17 protein-coding genes are annotated in these 16,468 nt (G+C 46.7%); all 17 read left to right on the forward strand.

Translation table 11 applies throughout. The annotated features are described in order from the left end of the window. Positions 1–56 precede the first annotated feature (56 nt). The 17 genes from rplS to fliE all read left to right on the forward strand — a co-directional run bounded on the left by rplS (position 57) and on the right by fliE (position 16,443). Entirely contained in the window at positions 57–404 is a 348-nt protein-coding gene (gene rplS, locus ACINLD_RS04070) for a 50S ribosomal protein L19 (RefSeq protein ID WP_020451373.1), read from the forward strand. Positions 405–518: 114 nt separating this feature from the next. Further along, a complete protein-coding gene (ylqF, locus tag ACINLD_RS04075; RefSeq protein ID WP_026586947.1) occupies positions 519–1,370 on the forward strand; it encodes a ribosome biogenesis GTPase YlqF in 852 nt (283 codons plus the stop codon). Between the two features lie 76 nt (positions 1,371–1,446). Next, the gene (locus ACINLD_RS04080; RefSeq protein ID WP_026586948.1) at positions 1,447–2,220 is read left to right on the forward strand and encodes a ribonuclease HII; all 774 of its coding nucleotides are present in this window, start codon (positions 1,447–1,449) and stop codon (positions 2,218–2,220) included. A 24-nt stretch (positions 2,221–2,244) separates the two neighbouring features. Continuing rightward, complete coding sequence (locus ACINLD_RS04085) at positions 2,245–3,951, forward strand: hypothetical protein (RefSeq protein ID WP_026586949.1); 1,707 nt, start codon at positions 2,245–2,247, stop codon at positions 3,949–3,951. Beyond that, complete coding sequence (locus ACINLD_RS04090; RefSeq protein WP_026586950.1) at positions 3,948–4,229, forward strand: FlhB-like flagellar biosynthesis protein; 282 nt, start codon at positions 3,948–3,950, stop codon at positions 4,227–4,229. The genes ACINLD_RS04085 and ACINLD_RS04090 overlap by 4 nt, the downstream gene beginning before the upstream one ends. A gap of 174 nt (positions 4,230–4,403) precedes the next feature. Beyond that, positions 4,404–5,564: an ADP-forming succinate--CoA ligase subunit beta gene (gene sucC / locus ACINLD_RS04095; protein ID WP_026586951.1), complete on the forward strand. Its 1,161-nt coding sequence runs from the start codon at positions 4,404–4,406 to the stop codon at positions 5,562–5,564. A gap of 18 nt (positions 5,565–5,582) precedes the next feature. Continuing rightward, complete coding sequence (gene sucD / locus ACINLD_RS04100; protein WP_026586952.1) at positions 5,583–6,485, forward strand: succinate--CoA ligase subunit alpha; 903 nt, start codon at positions 5,583–5,585, stop codon at positions 6,483–6,485. Between the two features lie 96 nt (positions 6,486–6,581). Continuing rightward, a complete protein-coding gene (gene dprA, locus ACINLD_RS04105) occupies positions 6,582–7,469 on the forward strand; it encodes a DNA-processing protein DprA (RefSeq protein ID WP_026586953.1) in 888 nt (295 codons plus the stop codon). A 219-nt stretch (positions 7,470–7,688) separates the two neighbouring features. Next, positions 7,689–9,764, forward strand: a complete 2,076-nt coding sequence (gene topA / locus ACINLD_RS04110; RefSeq protein WP_026586954.1) for a type I DNA topoisomerase — start codon at positions 7,689–7,691, stop codon at positions 9,762–9,764. Positions 9,765–9,840: 76 nt separating this feature from the next. Then, complete coding sequence (trmFO, locus tag ACINLD_RS04115) at positions 9,841–11,145, forward strand: FADH(2)-oxidizing methylenetetrahydrofolate--tRNA-(uracil(54)-C(5))-methyltransferase TrmFO (RefSeq protein WP_410206931.1); 1,305 nt, start codon at positions 9,841–9,843, stop codon at positions 11,143–11,145. A gap of 66 nt (positions 11,146–11,211) precedes the next feature. Continuing rightward, positions 11,212–12,126, forward strand: coding sequence for a tyrosine recombinase XerC (gene xerC / locus ACINLD_RS04120; RefSeq protein WP_026586956.1), 915 nt, complete (start codon positions 11,212–11,214; stop codon positions 12,124–12,126). A 13-nt stretch (positions 12,127–12,139) separates the two neighbouring features. Beyond that, positions 12,140–12,685: an ATP-dependent protease subunit HslV gene (hslV, locus tag ACINLD_RS04125; RefSeq protein WP_026586957.1), complete on the forward strand. Its 546-nt coding sequence runs from the start codon at positions 12,140–12,142 to the stop codon at positions 12,683–12,685. A 7-nt stretch (positions 12,686–12,692) separates the two neighbouring features. Then, the gene (gene hslU, locus ACINLD_RS04130; RefSeq protein ID WP_256860410.1) at positions 12,693–14,102 is read left to right on the forward strand and encodes an HslU--HslV peptidase ATPase subunit; all 1,410 of its coding nucleotides are present in this window, start codon (positions 12,693–12,695) and stop codon (positions 14,100–14,102) included. Positions 14,103–14,140: 38 nt separating this feature from the next. Beyond that, positions 14,141–14,920 (forward strand): GTP-sensing pleiotropic transcriptional regulator CodY, encoded by a 780-nt coding sequence (gene codY / locus ACINLD_RS04135; RefSeq protein WP_006638180.1) that lies wholly within the window; start codon positions 14,141–14,143, stop codon positions 14,918–14,920. A gap of 356 nt (positions 14,921–15,276) precedes the next feature. After that, positions 15,277–15,666: a flagellar basal body rod protein FlgB gene (gene flgB / locus ACINLD_RS04140; protein WP_026586959.1), complete on the forward strand. Its 390-nt coding sequence runs from the start codon at positions 15,277–15,279 to the stop codon at positions 15,664–15,666. Next, positions 15,666–16,118 (forward strand): flagellar basal body rod protein FlgC, encoded by a 453-nt coding sequence (flgC, locus tag ACINLD_RS04145; protein WP_026586960.1) that lies wholly within the window; start codon positions 15,666–15,668, stop codon positions 16,116–16,118. Before flgB ends, flgC begins: the two co-directional genes overlap by 1 nt. A 13-nt stretch (positions 16,119–16,131) precedes the next feature. After that, entirely contained in the window at positions 16,132–16,443 is a 312-nt protein-coding gene (gene fliE / locus ACINLD_RS04150; protein ID WP_026586961.1) for a flagellar hook-basal body complex protein FliE, read from the forward strand. Positions 16,444–16,468 lie beyond the last annotated feature (25 nt).

The following is a 16,468-nucleotide window of genomic DNA, read 5'->3' on the forward strand; positions in this document are numbered from 1 at the left end:
TGTTCCGCTGTGGCGGCTGTTCGCCCATGAGCATCTGTTGGAAGGAGTTGAAGACGATGCAAAAATTGATTGAAGATATCACAAAAGAACAATTGCGCACTGATTTGCCTGCGTTCCGTCCTGGTGATACTTTACGTGTACACGTTAAAGTTGTCGAGGGTAACCGCGAGCGTATTCAGGTTTTTGAAGGCGTTGTGATTAAGCGTCGTGGTGGCGGAATCAGCGAGACTTTCACAGTTCGTAAGATTTCTTACGGTGTCGGAGTTGAGCGTACATTCCCATTGCACACACCAAAAATCGCAAAGATCGAAGTTGTCCGTCATGGTAAAGTACGCCGTGCGAAACTTTATTACTTGCGTGAGCTTCGCGGAAAAGCGGCTCGTATTAAAGAAATCAGACGATAATGATAGCGAACGAAAAGAGCTTGTTAGCCATAACAAGCTCTTTTTTTGTAAAAGAAGAATAATTGCAGCAAACCATTAAAAGAATAGCAATAACAGAAAGAAGGTGTCCATCACATGGTAATCCAATGGTTTCCCGGGCATATGGCCAAAGCAAGGCGGGAAGTGACGGAAAAACTCAAGCTGATCGACATTGTGTACGAACTGGTCGATGCCAGAATTCCGATGTCTTCCAGAAATCCGATGATCGAAGACATATTGAAAAACAAGCCGAGAATCATGCTCCTCAACAAAGCGGATAAAGCGGACTCCTCCGTGACAAAGGCTTGGAAGCAGCACTTTGAAAAAGACGGAATTCCTTCCCTCGCCATCAACTCGGTCAACGGACAGGGACTCAATCAAATTCTTCCTGCATCAAAAGAGCTGCTGAAAGAAAAGTTTGATAAAATGAAGGCAAAAGGTGTAAAACCGCGCGCGATCAGAGCATTGATCGTCGGTATTCCAAACGTCGGCAAATCAACCTTAATCAATCGGCTCGCGAAAAAAAACATCGCCAAAACCGGCGACAGACCCGGGATCACAACGGCGCAGCAATGGGTGAAAGTCGGAAAAGAGCTTGAGCTTCTCGACACGCCGGGGATTTTATGGCCGAAGTTTGAGGACGAGCTTGTCGGGCTGAGGCTTGCGGCAACAGGCGCGATAAAAGATTCGATTATCAACTTGCAGGATGTCGCCGTCTACGGTTTGCGCTTTTTGGAAGAGAACTATCCCGAGCGCTTAAAAAAGCGTTATGACTTGGAGGAAATTCCCGAGGAGATCGCAGCGCTTTTTGATGAGATCGGAAAAAAACGCGGCTGTCTGATGGCGGGAGGCGCCATTGATTATGACAAAACGACAGAAGTGATCATTCGCGATATCCGCACGGAGAAGTTCGGCCCGCTTTCTTTTGAAAAGCCGGAAGACATGTAAAGGCGCGCTTTCCTCGGAAGCGGGTCTTTATTTTTGAAGCGGAAGCGCCGATAAGAAAACTAGGGGAGAAGAGATAGTGAAACCATTAACCGTAAAAGAAATAAAAGAACATCTTCAAACGGTGAAAGATGAAAAAGACCCTTTTATCGAGCAGTGTAAAAAGGATGAGCGGAAGAGCGTACAAACGCTTATTACCGCATGGCTGAAGAAAAATGAGAGGCTTTTGGCCATGCGGGAAGAGTGGCGGATGATGACGTCTTTTGAAAGATCGCTCAGAGAACGCGGCTTTCAATGGATCGCCGGAATCGACGAAGCCGGAAGAGGCCCGCTGGCGGGGCCGGTCGTCGCCGCCGCCGTCATCTTAAAAGAAGACTGTGAAATGCTGGGACTGACGGATTCGAAAAAGCTGTCAAAGCAAAAAAGAGAAGACTACTATTCATATATTATGGAAGAAGCGCTCGCTGTCGGCATCGGAATTGCGGATGCTGGAGAGATCGATGAGCTGAATATTTATGAGGCGTCTAAAGCGGCGATGGTCAAAGCGGTCGAGGCGCTTGCCGCCACCGCCACACCTGATTATCTTCTGATTGACGCCATGTCGCTTCCTATACATACAAAACAGTCATCGATCATCAAAGGAGATGCAAAGAGCGCATCGATCGCAGCGGGTGCATGCATCGCCAAAGTGACGAGAGACAGGCTGATGGATGAATATGCTGAAAAGTATCCGCTCTACGGGTTTGACAAGCATAAAGGCTACGGGACAAAGGAGCATCTCGCAGCCCTTGCCAAATACGGACCGTCACCGATTCACCGAAGATCGTTCGCCCCTGTTAAAGACTATCAATAAGTTCCCGGGGGGAGAAGGACTTTGATGATGCTGAATGATATACAAAACAGCCTGGCCAAACAATTGGAACAATCGGAATCTCTCCAGCGGATCAGCGGAACAGAGACGAACCAGAAAAGGCTGGTACTCGGCAAAGTGCTCCGCTTCATCAGCGAGCAGTTCGCCGAAATCCAAATCGGCGATGCGAAATGGCAGGGAAAACTTGAAGCGCCGCTTAAAGCGGGTGCACACTACTGGTTTTCATACGAAAAAAAATCGGGCGATCCGACCGGCCGTCTTCAGGTTGTAGAAGCGTTTGACAAAAATCCGAAGACGGTGCAGGATGCCGCCCTCAAGCTGTTAAACGGGCTCTCTTTGAAAAAAACAAAAGAAGCAGTATTTTTGATCTCGGCTCTGTTAAAAGAGCAGCAGCCGATTAAAGAAAACGATGTGAAGGCTGCCATCAAATGGCTTGAACATCTGCCGAAGTCAGACGCCCAAAAAGGAACCGATGCCGTCATGTTTGCGCTCAAGCGCGAGCTTCCCGTCCATCCGGGCGTCCTTGATTCGATTTTGGCCGTCAAAAGCCCCGTTCCGTTCAATCAGCAGATTGCCAAGACGCTGCAAATGATCAATAACGACCCTGCGTCATCGGCAAGTATGGAAAAGCTGAAACAGGCGCTTTTGCCGATTTTAAATGCCGAGACTGAAGTGCATGCCGAAAAGCTGATTCAGATGCTCAGCGGACAGGTCGAACAAGCCGGAAAAGAGCAGCAGACGCTTCAGCCACTCAGGAAGCAAGAATCGGCAGAGCTGGGGTTTTCCCAGCCGAAACCGGCAGCCGAAATCAAGATCCATCCGGGCGCCTCCGGATACGAAACGAAAGGAGCCCTGCCGAAAGCGCAGGTGATCGAACCGGAGGCTGCAAAAGAGCTGCTTGCAAAATTGGCCTCTTTAGCAGAACGAAACGGCACACTTCCGGTCAAAGAGGCGGCCAGCTGGATCAAATCGCTGGAAACGCGGGAGCCTGTGCCGGCTCAAGCCGGTTTGGAAGTTTTAACGAAAAAAGAAACAGAAGCGCTCAAGCAGATCGTCAGAGAATCAGCACCCCTCATGACAACGAAAGCAGATGCACTCGCCGTTCTGCTCAAGATGAAAACTCTTTTGGGTGTCAAAGACGAGCTGTCTTTTGTAAAAGCGATCGAAAACGGAGGCGCGCCAAAAGATCAAGGGCTGCATTCCCTTAAGCTTGTACTCAATGAAATCAGGCACTCGACAGACCTTCCGGCACCCGTCAAACAGGAGGCTGAGCAAATGTTTCACCGCTTAAACGGGCAGCTGATTTTACAGAACGAGCAGCCCGCTCAAAGCCAGCTTTTTCTTTCATATCCGCTGTTTTCAAAAAACGGTGTACAAGATTTAACGGTATTCTTGAAAGGGAAGAAGAAAGAAGATGGGAAAATCGACCCGTCCCAATGCCGTCTCATGTTTTACCTTCAATTGGAGGCGCTGGAGGAGACGATAGTCGATTGCTTTATTCAAAAAAACGTCATGACGCTTACGGTTGAGACCGGCTTTGATATCGGCCCTCTTGTCGAGCCGCTCGTTCCCTCATTAAAAGAAAACCTGAAAAACCTTGGCTACAGCCTGACAGGCGTCACCGCGAAAAAGCGGGAGGCGATCGAGATCGCTCCGTTTTTGGAAAGCCAGTTTGAACAAGCGGCAGAAAGCGCGGTGGATGTAAAAATATGAAGGAATCCGCTCCATTAAGAAAAGCCGTTGCCCTGCACTATGACGAAATGAAAGACAAAGCGCCGAAAGTGGTGGCCAAAGGCTCCGGCTATACAGCTGAAAAGATCATTGAAGAGGCGCAGAAAGCGGGAGTCCCGATACAGGAAGACCCGACTCTTGTCGAATTGATGCGCCATCTGGAGCTTGACGATCATATTCCAGAAGAGCTGTATGAGATCGTCGCCGAGATTTTTTCATTTATCTATACACTTGATGATAGGATGAAAAACAGAGAATGACCTTTTAAAAAAGGCATTCTCTTTATTAATTTTATATTTTTAATAAAATAAAAGTTTGAATGTTTAGAAGGATTTTACGATTTCTCATCGAAACCTAGACAATCGATCTATGATTATATAAAATGAAAGCGCAGTCTATTTTTATTTTTGCTACATAAGTTAGGAGGATGGGAAATGAATATCCATGAGTACCAAGGGAAAGAGGTCCTCAGAAAGTACGGAGTGGCTGTTCCGGAAGGTAAAGTGGCTTTTACAGCAGATGAAGCGGTCAAGGCGGCGGAAGCGCTGTCAAGCTCGGTTTTTGTCGTGAAAGCTCAAATTCACGCGGGCGGCCGAGGCAAAGCAGGCGGGGTAAAAATTGCAAAATCAAAAGACGAAGTGAAAGCCTATGCGGAAGAACTGCTGGGGAAAACGCTCGTCACACATCAGACGGGTCCTGAAGGCCGAGAAATTAAACGCTTACTTATTGAAGAAGGCTGCGATATTAAAAAGGAATACTATGTCGGTCTTGTCCTCGACAGAGCGACTTCCCGGATCGTGCTGATGGCTTCTGAAGAAGGCGGAACAGAGATTGAAGAAGTCGCCGCCAAGACGCCGGAAAAAATCGTCAAAGAAGTAATCGACCCGGCTGTCGGGCTGCAAAGCTATCAAGCGAGAAAAATCGCTTTCGCCATCAATATTCCAAAAGAACTGATCGGCCAAGCCGTTAAATTTATGATGGGCTTATACAATGCCTTTGTTGAAAAAGACTGTTCCATTGCTGAAATCAACCCGCTCGTCGTCACAGGGGACGGGAAAGTGATGGCGCTCGACGCCAAGCTGAACTTTGACAGCAATGCGTTATACAGACAGAAAGACATCCTGGAATTCAGAGATCTTGATGAAGAAGATCCTAAGGAAATTGAAGCATCCAAGTATGATTTAAGCTATATTTCACTCGATGGAAACATCGGCTGCATGGTAAACGGAGCGGGACTTGCGATGTCGACCATGGACATTATTAAACATTACGGAGGGGAACCGGCCAACTTCCTTGACGTTGGAGGCGGCGCAACAGCTGAAAAGGTAACGGAAGCGTTCAAGATCATTTTATCCGATCAAAACGTCAAAGGGATCTTTGTCAATATTTTCGGAGGCATCATGAAGTGTGACGTCATTGCCGAAGGTGTTGTTGAAGCGACGAAACAAGTCGGTCTGACACTGCCGCTTGTCGTTCGTTTGGAAGGAACAAATGTCGATCTCGGCAAAAAGATCCTCGATGATTCAGGGCTCAATATTACGTCTGCGGAATCAATGGCTGACGGCGCGCAGAAAATCGTATCCTTAGTGAAGTAAGAAAGGCAGGGGACCAAAATGAGCGTATTTATTAATAAAGACACAAAAGTCATTGTTCAGGGGATAACAGGTTCAACAGCTTTGTTTCATACAAAGCAGATGCTTGAATACGGCACGAAAATCGTCGGCGGCGTGACACCTGGAAAAGGAGGAACAGAGGTTGAAGGTGTTCCTGTGTTCAATACGGTGGAAGACGCGGTGAAAGCGACGGGAGCGAATGCATCTGTTATTTATGTGCCGGCAGCTTTTGCGGCAGATGCGATCATGGAGGCGACAGATGCAGAGCTTGATCTCGTCATCTGCATTACCGAGCATATTCCGGTGCTTGACATGGTAAAAGTAAAAAGATATATGGAAGGCAAGAAAACGCGTCTTGTCGGTCCGAACTGTCCTGGGGTCATCACGCCTGAGGAATGCAAAATCGGCATCATGCCGGGCTACATCCATAAAAAAGGTCATGTCGGTGTTGTGTCGCGGTCAGGAACCCTTACATATGAAGCGGTTCATCAGCTTTCTGAGGCTGGAGTCGGGCAATCGACGGCAGTCGGCATCGGCGGAGACCCTGTGAACGGAACGAACTTCATCGATGTGTTAAAAGCGTTTAATGAAGATCCTGAGACGCATGCCGTCATCATGATCGGCGAAATCGGCGGAACGGCTGAAGAGGAAGCGGCGGAATGGATCAAAGCGAATATGACCAAGCCTGTCGTCGGCTTCATCGGCGGAAAAACGGCGCCTCCAGGGAAACGTATGGGCCACGCCGGCGCCATCATTTCCGGAGGAAAAGGCACGGCTGAGGAAAAAATTAAAACGATGAACGCCTGCGGAATCGAAGTCGCAGAAACACCTTCAGTGATGGGGGAAACCCTTATCAAAGTTTTAAAAGAAAAAGGTCTTTATGAAGCATGTAAAACACATTGATCTTCATGACTTGAGGGAATAGGCCAAACGGTCTACCCCTCCTTTTTATCCTGATGATTTATGTTTTCGGAAAATCAATATATGGAGGACTCTTGAATGACTGTCAGCAGCGAACTTTTGATTTTGCTCCGCCTGCGCGGCGCGCTCTCTCCTTCACTGCTTTCCAAATGGTGGAGAACAGACCCCTCTTTATCTCTTTCAGACAAAAAAAACCATCCTTTAACACGGCTTTCAGGAAAAGCATTAGATTTATCTCCGATTCGAAAGCTTGTTGAACAAGAACTCCCGAATGTCAAACACCTCATCAAGTCCTATCAAGCAGCAGGAGTGGATATGCTTGCCATATCATCCCCTGAGTATCCGCCTTCTCTAAAGACGATCCATGATCCGCCCCCCGTCCTTTTTCTGAAAGGAAATCAACAGCTTCTTCGTGTCCATCGGCGAATCGGCATTGTCGGAACCCGCAGACCAACTTTATATGGGAAAAGAGCCGCAATTTATTATGTGAAGGAACTAAGTAAAAAAGGCTGGACGATCGTCAGCGGGCTTGCAAAAGGAATTGACGGACTATCTCACCATGAGAGCATCCGTTCAAACGGGGCGACCATCGGCGTCATTGCAGGCGGATTCAGCCATATCTACCCCCGTGAAAACCGTTTTCTTGCCGACCAGATGGCGGCAGACCATCTCCTGGTGTCTGAGCACCCTCCCGAGACAAGACCCCAAAAATGGCACTTTCCGATGCGAAATCGGCTGATCAGCGGATTGACTGAAGGCGTTATCATCGTTCAAGGAAAGGAAAGAAGCGGCTCGCTCATCACCGCCTATCAAGCGCTTGAAGAAGGGCGGGAAGTGTTTGCAGTGCCCGGTTCCATCTTTGATGCGAATTCGCTCGGACCCGCAAGGCTGATCCAGGAAGGGGCAAAACTGGCATTCGATATCGACGATATTTTGAGCGAACTTCCGCCTTCCAATGTTCAATAAGCGGTATCCGTTTGGAATTATCGTTTGACAAACTGTATTCGAATATTTAATAATAGTGAGGATTTCAAGTTTAAACGCTTTAATCGGCGTTCATTATATAAAAGATGAAATTCAGACACTTTTAATTAACTAATGACTATCTAAACGACGATTATGCTGAATACAATAAAAAGGCAAAATTGAAAAGAGAGAGAACACCTCTTGAGGGGGATTATGTGTATGTCCGAATACTTAGTCATCGTGGAATCGCCTGCCAAGGCGAAAACGATTGAGCGATACTTAGGAAAAAAGTATAAAGTCAAAGCATCGATGGGGCATGTCATAGACTTGCCGAAAAGCCAGATGGGCGTCGACATCGAGCAGAACTTTGAACCGAAATACATTACGATCCGCGGGAAAGGGCCGATATTGAAGGAATTAAAAACGGCCGCGAAAAAGGCGAAGAAAGTCTACCTTGCAGCCGACCCCGACAGGGAAGGAGAGGCGATTGCATGGCATTTGGCGCACAGCCTTGACCTGGACCTGAACTCGGACTGCCGCGTCGTGTTTAATGAAATCACAAAAGATGCAATCAAAGATTCATTTAAGCACCCGCGCATGATCAATATGGATCTGGTCGATGCCCAGCAGGCGAGAAGGGTGCTTGACCGTCTTGTCGGCTATAAAATCAGCCCGATTTTATGGAAGAAAGTCAAAAAAGGATTAAGCGCCGGCCGCGTACAATCTGTTGCGCTCCGTCTGATCATTGACCGCGAAAAAGAAATCAACGAATTCAAGCCGGAAGAATACTGGACGATTGAAGGCTCTTTCTTAAAGGGAAAAGAAACGTTTGAAGCCGCCTTTTTCGGTATAAATGGTGAAAAGCATCCGCTGAAAAGCGAAGAAGACGTCAAACAAATTCTTTCTCAGATCAAAGGCAATAAGTTCAACGTCAAAAAGGTTACGAAAAAAGAACGGAAACGGAACCCGGCTCTGCCGTTTACAACATCAACGCTTCAGCAGGAAGCGGCGCGAAAATTAAATTTCCGGGCAAAGAAAACGATGATGATCGCCCAGCAGCTCTATGAAGGGATCGATCTCGGAAAAGAAGGAACAGTCGGGTTAATCACCTATATGAGAACGGATTCAACGAGAATCTCAAACACGGCGCAAGAAGAAGCATCATCCTTTATCGGCGAACAGTACGGTAAAGAATTTTTAGGAAGCAAAAGAAAGCCTGCCAAAAAGAACGAAAACGCCCAGGATGCCCACGAAGCGATCAGACCGACATCTGTGATGAGAAGGCCCGCTGATCTGAAGGCTGTATTGGGAAGAGATCAGCTCCGCCTTTACAAGCTGATCTGGGAACGCTTTGTCGCGAGCCAAATGGCTCCGGCCACACTTGATACGATGAGCGTTGACCTCGAAAACAACGGGTTGACATTTCGCGCAAACGGAAGTAAAGTCAAGTTTTCAGGCTTTATGAAAGTTTATGTTGAAGGCAAAGACGACCAGCTGGAAGAGAAGAACAAAATGCTCCCTGATTTGCAGGAAGGAGATACTGTTCTTTCAAAGGATATTGAACCAGAGCAGCACTTCACACAGCCGCCTCCGCGGTATACGGAAGCAAGGCTTGTCAAAACGCTCGAAGAGCTGGGGATCGGGCGTCCGTCCACATATGCCCCGACGGTTGACACCATTCAAAAACGGGGATATGTCGCCCTTGACAACAAACGCTTTATCCCGACGGAACTCGGTGAAATCGTGATGAAATCAATGATGGAATTTTTCCCTGAAATCATTAACATCGAGTTTACGGCCAAAATGGAAAAAGAACTTGACGATGTCGAAGACGGGAACGTCGAATGGGTGCAAATTATTCATTCCTTTTACAAGGATTTTGAGAAACGGTTGAAAAAAGCGGAAGCCGAGATGGAGAAGATCGAAATCGAACCCGAATACGCCGGAGTCGATTGTGAAGAATGCGGCCATCCGATGGTGTATAAAATGGGCCGTTACGGAAAATTCATGGCTTGCTCCAATTTTCCGGACTGCAGAAACACTAAGCCGATCGTCAAAGAGATCGGTGTCAAATGTCCATCCTGCAAAACCGGCAACATTGTCGAACGCAAATCGAAAAAACGCCGCATTTTTTACGGATGTGATCGCTATCCTGAATGCGAATTCGTATCCTGGGATAAACCGCTGGAACGAAAATGTCCGAAGTGTGAGGACATGCTTGTTGAGAAAAAGCTGAAAAAAGGCGTTCAGGTGCAATGCGTGGGTTGCGATTATAAGGAAGAACAACAAAAGTAGCGGTGAGCAGGGCTTTGCTCACCTTCTTTGTTGTGTTAAAAGAACAATTCAATTCATAATATTAGGAGATGTAAATATGAACCAAACAGTGAATGTCATCGGTGCAGGACTTGCCGGAAGCGAAGCGGCATGGCAGCTTGCCAAACGCGGAATCAATGTCCGATTATACGAAATGAGGCCTGTTAAACAAACGCCGGCACACCACACGGATAAATTCGCAGAGCTTGTCTGCAGCAACTCGCTTCGCGCCAATTCTTTAACGAATGCTGTAGGTGTATTAAAGGAAGAAATGCGAATTCTTGATTCTGCGATTATCGCAGCCGCGGATGAATGCTCAGTACCGGCCGGCGGAGCGCTTGCTGTTGACAGGCATGAATTTGCCGCAAATGTAACCGAAAAAGTAAAAAACCATCCGAATGTCACAGTTGTCAATGAGGAAGTCAAGGAAATTCCGGAAGGACCGACAATCATCGCCACAGGTCCGCTCACTTCTGAATCGCTTTCTGAGCAGCTGCGGGAGCTGACAGGCGAAGACTATCTGTATTTTTATGACGCCGCTGCCCCGATTGTTGAAAAGGACAGCCTTGACATGGATAAAGTCTATTTGAAATCCCGCTATGACAAAGGGGAGGCAGCGTATTTGAACTGTCCGATGACAGAAGAAGAGTTTGACAGGTTTTATGACGCCCTTGTGTCTGCGGAAACCGTTCCATTGAAAGAATTTGAAAAAGAAATCTTTTTTGAAGGCTGCATGCCGATCGAAGTCATGGCCAAGCGCGGCAAAAAAACGATGCTGTTCGGCCCGATGAAACCGGTAGGACTGGAAGATCCGAAAACAGGAAAGCGCCCATATGCGGTCGTCCAGCTGAGACAGGATGATGCCGCAGGCACTCTTTACAATATCGTCGGTTTTCAAACCCATCTGAAATGGGGGGATCAAAAGGAAGTCCTTCGTCTCATACCTGGATTGGAGCAGGCTGAAATCGTCCGCTACGGCGTTATGCACAGAAATACATTCATCAACTCGCCGAGCCTTTTACATGCAACCTACCAGTTTAAAAAGCGGAACGATCTGTTTTTCGCCGGACAGATGACAGGGGTTGAAGGCTATGTTGAATCAGCGGCTTCAGGTCTTGCTGCAGGAATCAATGCGGCCCGCCTTGTTTTAGGAAAAGAACCGGTTACGCTCCCAAATGAGACGGCAATCGGCAGCATGGCCCACTACATCACGGAAACGAACAAGAAAAACTTTCAGCCGATGAATGCGAATTTCGGTCTTTTCAAGGAATTAGGGGTTAAAATTAAAAACAAGCAGGAGCGGAATGAACAGTACGCTTCGCGCGCATTGGAAACAATTCGAAATATTGCGAAAACGATATAGTTATTCATTGCCAGATCAACTTGTTATGTGATAACATTTAGAAGCCCTTTTTGAAGAGGTGTAGTGATGGCAAATGTTAAGAATTTTTTAACTTTATTCATTGAATATTTACAAATAGAAAAGAATTATTCAAAATATACAATTGTGGGTTACATTTCTTCTATTGAAGAGTTTGAGCGCTTTTTACAAGCTCAGGGAATAAAGGGCTTTGAGGACACGACTTATACCGACGTGAGGATTTTCTTGACGGAAGCCCATGAAAAGGGGCTCACTCGCAGAACGATCAGCAAAAAGATCTCGGCTCTGCGAAGCTTCTATAAATTTTTGTTAAGGGAAAAACTGGTAAAAGAAAACCCGTTTCAGCTTGTCAGTCTTCCGAAGCAGGATAAACGGATTCCGCAGTTTTTATATGAAAGAGAACTTGAAGAACTGTTCGGGATTTCTGATTTGAGCACTCCGCTGGGACAAAGAAATCAGGCGCTGCTGGAGCTTCTGTATGCGACAGGCATGCGGGTGAGCGAACTTTGCAGTCTGAAGGAATCCGAAGTCGATCTGTTTTTGGATACGGTGCTTGTTCACGGGAAGGGCAAAAAGCAGAGGTATGTTCCATTCGGGTCTTTTGCCCGGGAGTCTTTGGATCTGTATTTTCAAAATGGAAGACGAATCCTTCAATCAAAAGCAAAAGAGCCCGTTCCTTTTGTCTTTTTGAATCAAAGGGGCGGGCCTTTAACCCCGAGGGGGGTCCGTTATATTTTGGGAGAGCTGGTCAAGAAGACATCGGGTACATTACATATTCATCCGCACATGCTCCGCCATACGTTTGCGACCCATTTATTAAATGAGGGGGCGGATCTCAGAAGCGTACAGGAACTGCTCGGACATTCGAATCTTTCTTCAACCCAGGTGTATACGCATGTATCTAAAGATATGCTCAGAAAGACGTATATGTCCCATCACCCTCGGGCACATAAAGGGAAATAAAGGAGGTTCTTTTATGTCATCATTTCACGCAACAACGATATTTGCCGTCCGCCACAACGGAAAAAGCGCGATGGCGGGAGACGGCCAGGTCACATTCGGGCAGGCCGTTGTCATGAAGCATACGGCAAGGAAAGTCAGAAAGCTGTTTAACGGAAAAGTGATTGCCGGCTTTGCGGGCTCTGTTGCGGACGCTTTCACACTATTTGAAATGTTTGAAGCCAAGCTTGAGGAGTACAACGGCAATCTGCAGCGGGCGGCTGTCGAGCTGGCGAAAGAGTGGCGCAGCGATAAAATTCTCAGAAAGCTTGAAGCGATGCTGATCGTCATGAATGCCGACAGCCTTCTGCTCGTTTCCGGAACAGGGGAAGTGATAGAACCCGATGACGGGATCCTCGCGATCGGCTCTGGAGGGAATTACGCTCTTGCTGCGGGCAGAGCGCTGAAACGTCATGCCGGCGGGCGGCTTGAAGCGAAAGAAATCGCCAGAGCCGCCCTTGAAACTGCGGGCGAAATTTGCGTATACACGAATGATCAGATCATTGTAGAAGAACTCGAATAGAAAGGATTTGAGGCAAATGGAAAAAAAGCCGCTGACTCCGAGGCAGATTGTCGAACGTCTTGACCAGTACATCATCGGCCAGCTCGATGCGAAAAAAGCGGTTGCCGTCGCTTTGCGAAACCGCTATAGAAGAAGTCTTCTTGATGAAAAGCTGCGCGAAGAAATCGTTCCGAAAAACATCCTGATGATGGGTCCGACAGGTGTGGGAAAAACCGAAATTGCCCGGCGGATCGCCAAACTCGTCGGCGCTCCGTTTGTGAAAATTGAAGCGACGAAGTTTACGGAAGTCGGCTATGTAGGAAGAGATGTTGAATCAATGGTCAGAGACCTTGTGGAAACATCTGTCCGCCTTGTCAAAGAAGAAAAAATGAACGAAGTGAAAACCATCGCTGAAGAAAACGCGAATAAACGGCTTGTGCGCCTGCTCGTCCCGGGAAGAAAAAAACAGTCCGGCGCGAAAAACCCGTTTGAAATGCTGTTCGGCGGAAATCAGGAGCAGGAGCATGACGCGGAAAGCCAGGAAGAATCCGATATTGAACACAGCAGAAAGCGGATCGCTCATCAGCTCGCCCTCGGCGAACTTGAGGACCACTACGTCACCGTCGAGGTTGAGGAACAGCAGCCGTCGATGTTTGATATGCTTCAAGGCTCGGGTATGGAACAGATGGGAATGAACATGCAGGATGCGCTCAGCAGCCTGATGCCGAAAAAGAAAAAGCGCCGCAAGCTCACGGTCAGGGAAGCGAGAAAAGTGCTGACAAATGAAGAAGCGGCAAAGCTTATCGACATGGATGAAGCGGCGCAGGAAGCTGTGTTAAGAGCTGAGCAATCAGGGATCATCTTCATCGATGAAATCGATAAAATCGCCAAAAAAAGCGGAGCATCTTCTTCAGCGGATGTCTCCAGGGAAGGTGTGCAGCGAGATATCCTGCCGATTGTCGAAGGCTCGACAGTCATGACCAAATACGGAGCGGTCAAAACAGACCACATGCTGTTCATTGCAGCAGGTGCATTCCATATGGCGAAGCCGTCAGATTTAATCCCTGAGCTCCAGGGCCGTTTCCCGATCAGGGTCGAATTGAAAAAGCTGAGCATCGATGATTTTGTCAAAATTTTAATTGAACCGGATAATGCCCTTTTGAAACAATACAAAGCTTTATTGCAGACGGAAGGTATATCTCTTGAATTTTCTGACGATGCTATTCGTAAGATTGCAGAAGTGGCATATCATGTCAATCAAGACACAGATAATATCGGGGCAAGAAGGCTCCATACCATTTTGGAACGCCTTTTGGAAGAACTGTCATTCGAGGCGCCGGATGTGACGATGGAAAAAGTCGTCATCACACCTCAGTATGTCGAAGAAAAGCTCGGTTCGATCGCCAAGAACAAGGATTTAAGCCAGTTTATTTTATAAAACAATTAAATAAGAGTAATTTAGGAGGATCATTTATTATGGCTTTATTACAAAAAACGAGAAAGATTAATGCAATGCTGCAAAACGCGGCAGGGAAGCCGGTTAATTTCAAAGAAATGGCCGAAACGCTTCGCGATGTGATCGATTCAAACATTTTCGTTGTCAGCCGGAGAGGAAAACTGCTCGGCTTCTCCATTAATCAGCAAATTGAAAACGACCGAATGAAAAAAATGCTTGAGGAGCGCCAATTTCCTGAAGATTATACGAAAAGCCTATTCAACATTCCGGAAACATCATCCAACCTGGACATCAACAGTGAATACACGGCATTCCCTGTAGAAAACCGCGACCTTTTCCAAGCGGGTCTGACGACCATCGTTCCGATTATCGGCGGAGGCGAGAGATTGGGAACCTTAATTCTTTCCCGTCTTCAGGAAAAGTTTGAAGATGACGATCTCATTCTTGCCGAATACGGGGCAACGGTTGTCGGAATGGAGATTCTGAGAGAGAAAGCCGAAGAAATCGAAGAGGAAGCCCGCAGCAAGGCAGTCGTACAAATGGCCATCAGCTCATTATCATACAGTGAGCTTGAAGCGATCGAACATATTTTTGAAGAACTTGACGGCAACGAAGGCCTTCTTGTTGCAAGCAAAATTGCCGACCGCGTCGGCATCACGCGCTCGGTTATCGTAAACGCACTCCGCAAGCTGGAAAGCGCGGGTGTCATCGAGTCGAGGTCACTGGGGATGAAGGGCACATATATAAAAGTCCTAAACAACAAATTCCTGATGGAATTAGAAAAATTAAAATCGCATTAAGCACTGGGAAAGCCGCAGAACGACATGTTCTGCGGCTTTTTTTATTTCATGTTTTTAAGTATATCGCTGTAGTTTTTTGAAAGGGAAGAAATAAGTTAATGACAGTAATGAAGCAATTCGTTAGTGAAACAGAAAATATATTGGTATAACTTTAAAAAAGGTAAACCGACTGTAACATTACATAGTTCTTATAATCTAGGTCAAAATACCTATTCGTAAAATAGATATATATTACGATTTTTTTTTACTCCCAGATCATAGACTTTAAGCCTATTATTTCTTACAATAGGCTTATGGTTTTTACAATTCTCGACAAGATTTTATGACAGATGGAAAGAGATTGGAGGTATTTGGCGTTGGATTTATTTTCAGGAACAATACATAGACTAGAGGGAGCCTTGGAACGAGCGAACGTTAAGCAAAAAGTCATAACCAATAATCTCGCCAATGTAGATACACCGAACTACAAGGCGAAAAAAGTGTCATTTAAAAACGTGCTGAATGAAGAGTCTTCCCGTCTTGATTCCATAAAAACAGACTATAGGCACATTGACTTTAAAGGCAATGAGTCAAATTATTCAGTTGTGTCGAGCAAACAGACATCATATCAACAGAACGGAAACAACGTCGACATTGACCAGGAAATGAGTGAAATGGCGAAAAACCAGATTCAATACCAGGCAGTGGTTGAGCGGATAAGCGGAAAATTCAACTCGCTCAAAACCGTAATTACGGGGGGTAAATGATGGGGGTATTCAATAGCATCAACATCTCAGCTTCGGCTTTGACTGCACAAAGAGTCAGAATGGATACCGTTTCTTCCAACTTGGCGAACATGGATACAACAAGAGCAAAACAGGTTGACGGAGAATGGCAGCCATACAGAAGAAAGCTCGTATCAACGGCTCCGAAAGGCGAATCTTTTTCATCCGTTCTTCAATCATCGATGAATGCGTCAAGCAGAGTGGGCGAGGGAGTGAAAGTGACAAAGATCAGCGAAGACCAAACACCGTTTAAACTCGTTTATGATCCCACACATCCCGACGCGAACGAAGACGGTTATGTTCAGATGCCAAATGTCGATCCTCTGAAAGAAATGGTCGACTTAATGAGCAGCACAAGGTCATATGAGGCGAACGTAACAGCGATGAATGCAACAAAAGGAATGCTCATGAAAGCATTAGAAATCGGAAAGTAGGGTGAAAACACTGATGATCAATGGAGTTTCTCCGTTTCAGGTGCAGTCCGCACAGGCGGCAACAACAAACGAAATCAAAACACAGCCGGCCGGTTCCGGTGATCAAGTCAGCTTTTCAAAGGTGCTGAAAGATTCTATCAATGCTTTGAACCAGTCTCAAAACGAATCTGATAAACTGACAAACGCGCTGGCGCTCGGCCAGGATGTCAATCTTGACGAAGTCATGGTCGCAGCTCAGAAGGCAAATGTTACACTAACCGCAGCGACAGAGTTCCGCAACAAAGCGGTCGAAGCTTATCAGGAAATCATGAGAATGCAAGTGTAAGGAAAGGAGTCTGAAAGCGAAGAGA

The sequence above is a fragment of the Bacillus sp. z60-11 genome, from assembly GCF_046464135.1.
GTDB lineage: Bacteria > Bacillota > Bacilli > Bacillales > Bacillaceae > Bacillus > Bacillus sonorensis_A.

Excerpts from the sequence above, each read along its gene's own strand:
- rplS (WP_020451373.1), top strand. The coding sequence starts at position 57 with ATGCAAAAATTGATTGAAGATATCACAAAAGAACAATTGCGCACTGAT.
- ylqF (WP_026586947.1), top strand. The coding sequence starts at position 519 with ATGGTAATCCAATGGTTTCCCGGGCATATGGCCAAAGCAAGGCGGGAA.
- ACINLD_RS04085 (WP_026586949.1), top strand. The coding sequence starts at position 2,245 with ATGATGCTGAATGATATACAAAACAGCCTGGCCAAACAATTGGAACAA.
- ACINLD_RS04090 (WP_026586950.1), top strand. The coding sequence starts at position 3,948 with ATGAAGGAATCCGCTCCATTAAGAAAAGCCGTTGCCCTGCACTATGAC.
- sucC (WP_026586951.1), top strand. The coding sequence starts at position 4,404 with ATGAATATCCATGAGTACCAAGGGAAAGAGGTCCTCAGAAAGTACGGA.
- sucD (WP_026586952.1), top strand. The coding sequence starts at position 5,583 with ATGAGCGTATTTATTAATAAAGACACAAAAGTCATTGTTCAGGGGATA.
- dprA (WP_026586953.1), top strand. The coding sequence starts at position 6,582 with ATGACTGTCAGCAGCGAACTTTTGATTTTGCTCCGCCTGCGCGGCGCG.
- topA (WP_026586954.1), top strand. The coding sequence starts at position 7,689 with ATGTCCGAATACTTAGTCATCGTGGAATCGCCTGCCAAGGCGAAAACG.
- trmFO (WP_410206931.1), top strand. The coding sequence starts at position 9,841 with ATGAACCAAACAGTGAATGTCATCGGTGCAGGACTTGCCGGAAGCGAA.
- xerC (WP_026586956.1), top strand. The coding sequence starts at position 11,212 with ATGGCAAATGTTAAGAATTTTTTAACTTTATTCATTGAATATTTACAA.
- hslV (WP_026586957.1), top strand. The coding sequence starts at position 12,140 with ATGTCATCATTTCACGCAACAACGATATTTGCCGTCCGCCACAACGGA.
- codY (WP_006638180.1), top strand. The coding sequence starts at position 14,141 with ATGGCTTTATTACAAAAAACGAGAAAGATTAATGCAATGCTGCAAAAC.
- flgC (WP_026586960.1), top strand. The coding sequence starts at position 15,666 with ATGGGGGTATTCAATAGCATCAACATCTCAGCTTCGGCTTTGACTGCA.
- fliE (WP_026586961.1), top strand. The coding sequence starts at position 16,132 with ATGATCAATGGAGTTTCTCCGTTTCAGGTGCAGTCCGCACAGGCGGCA.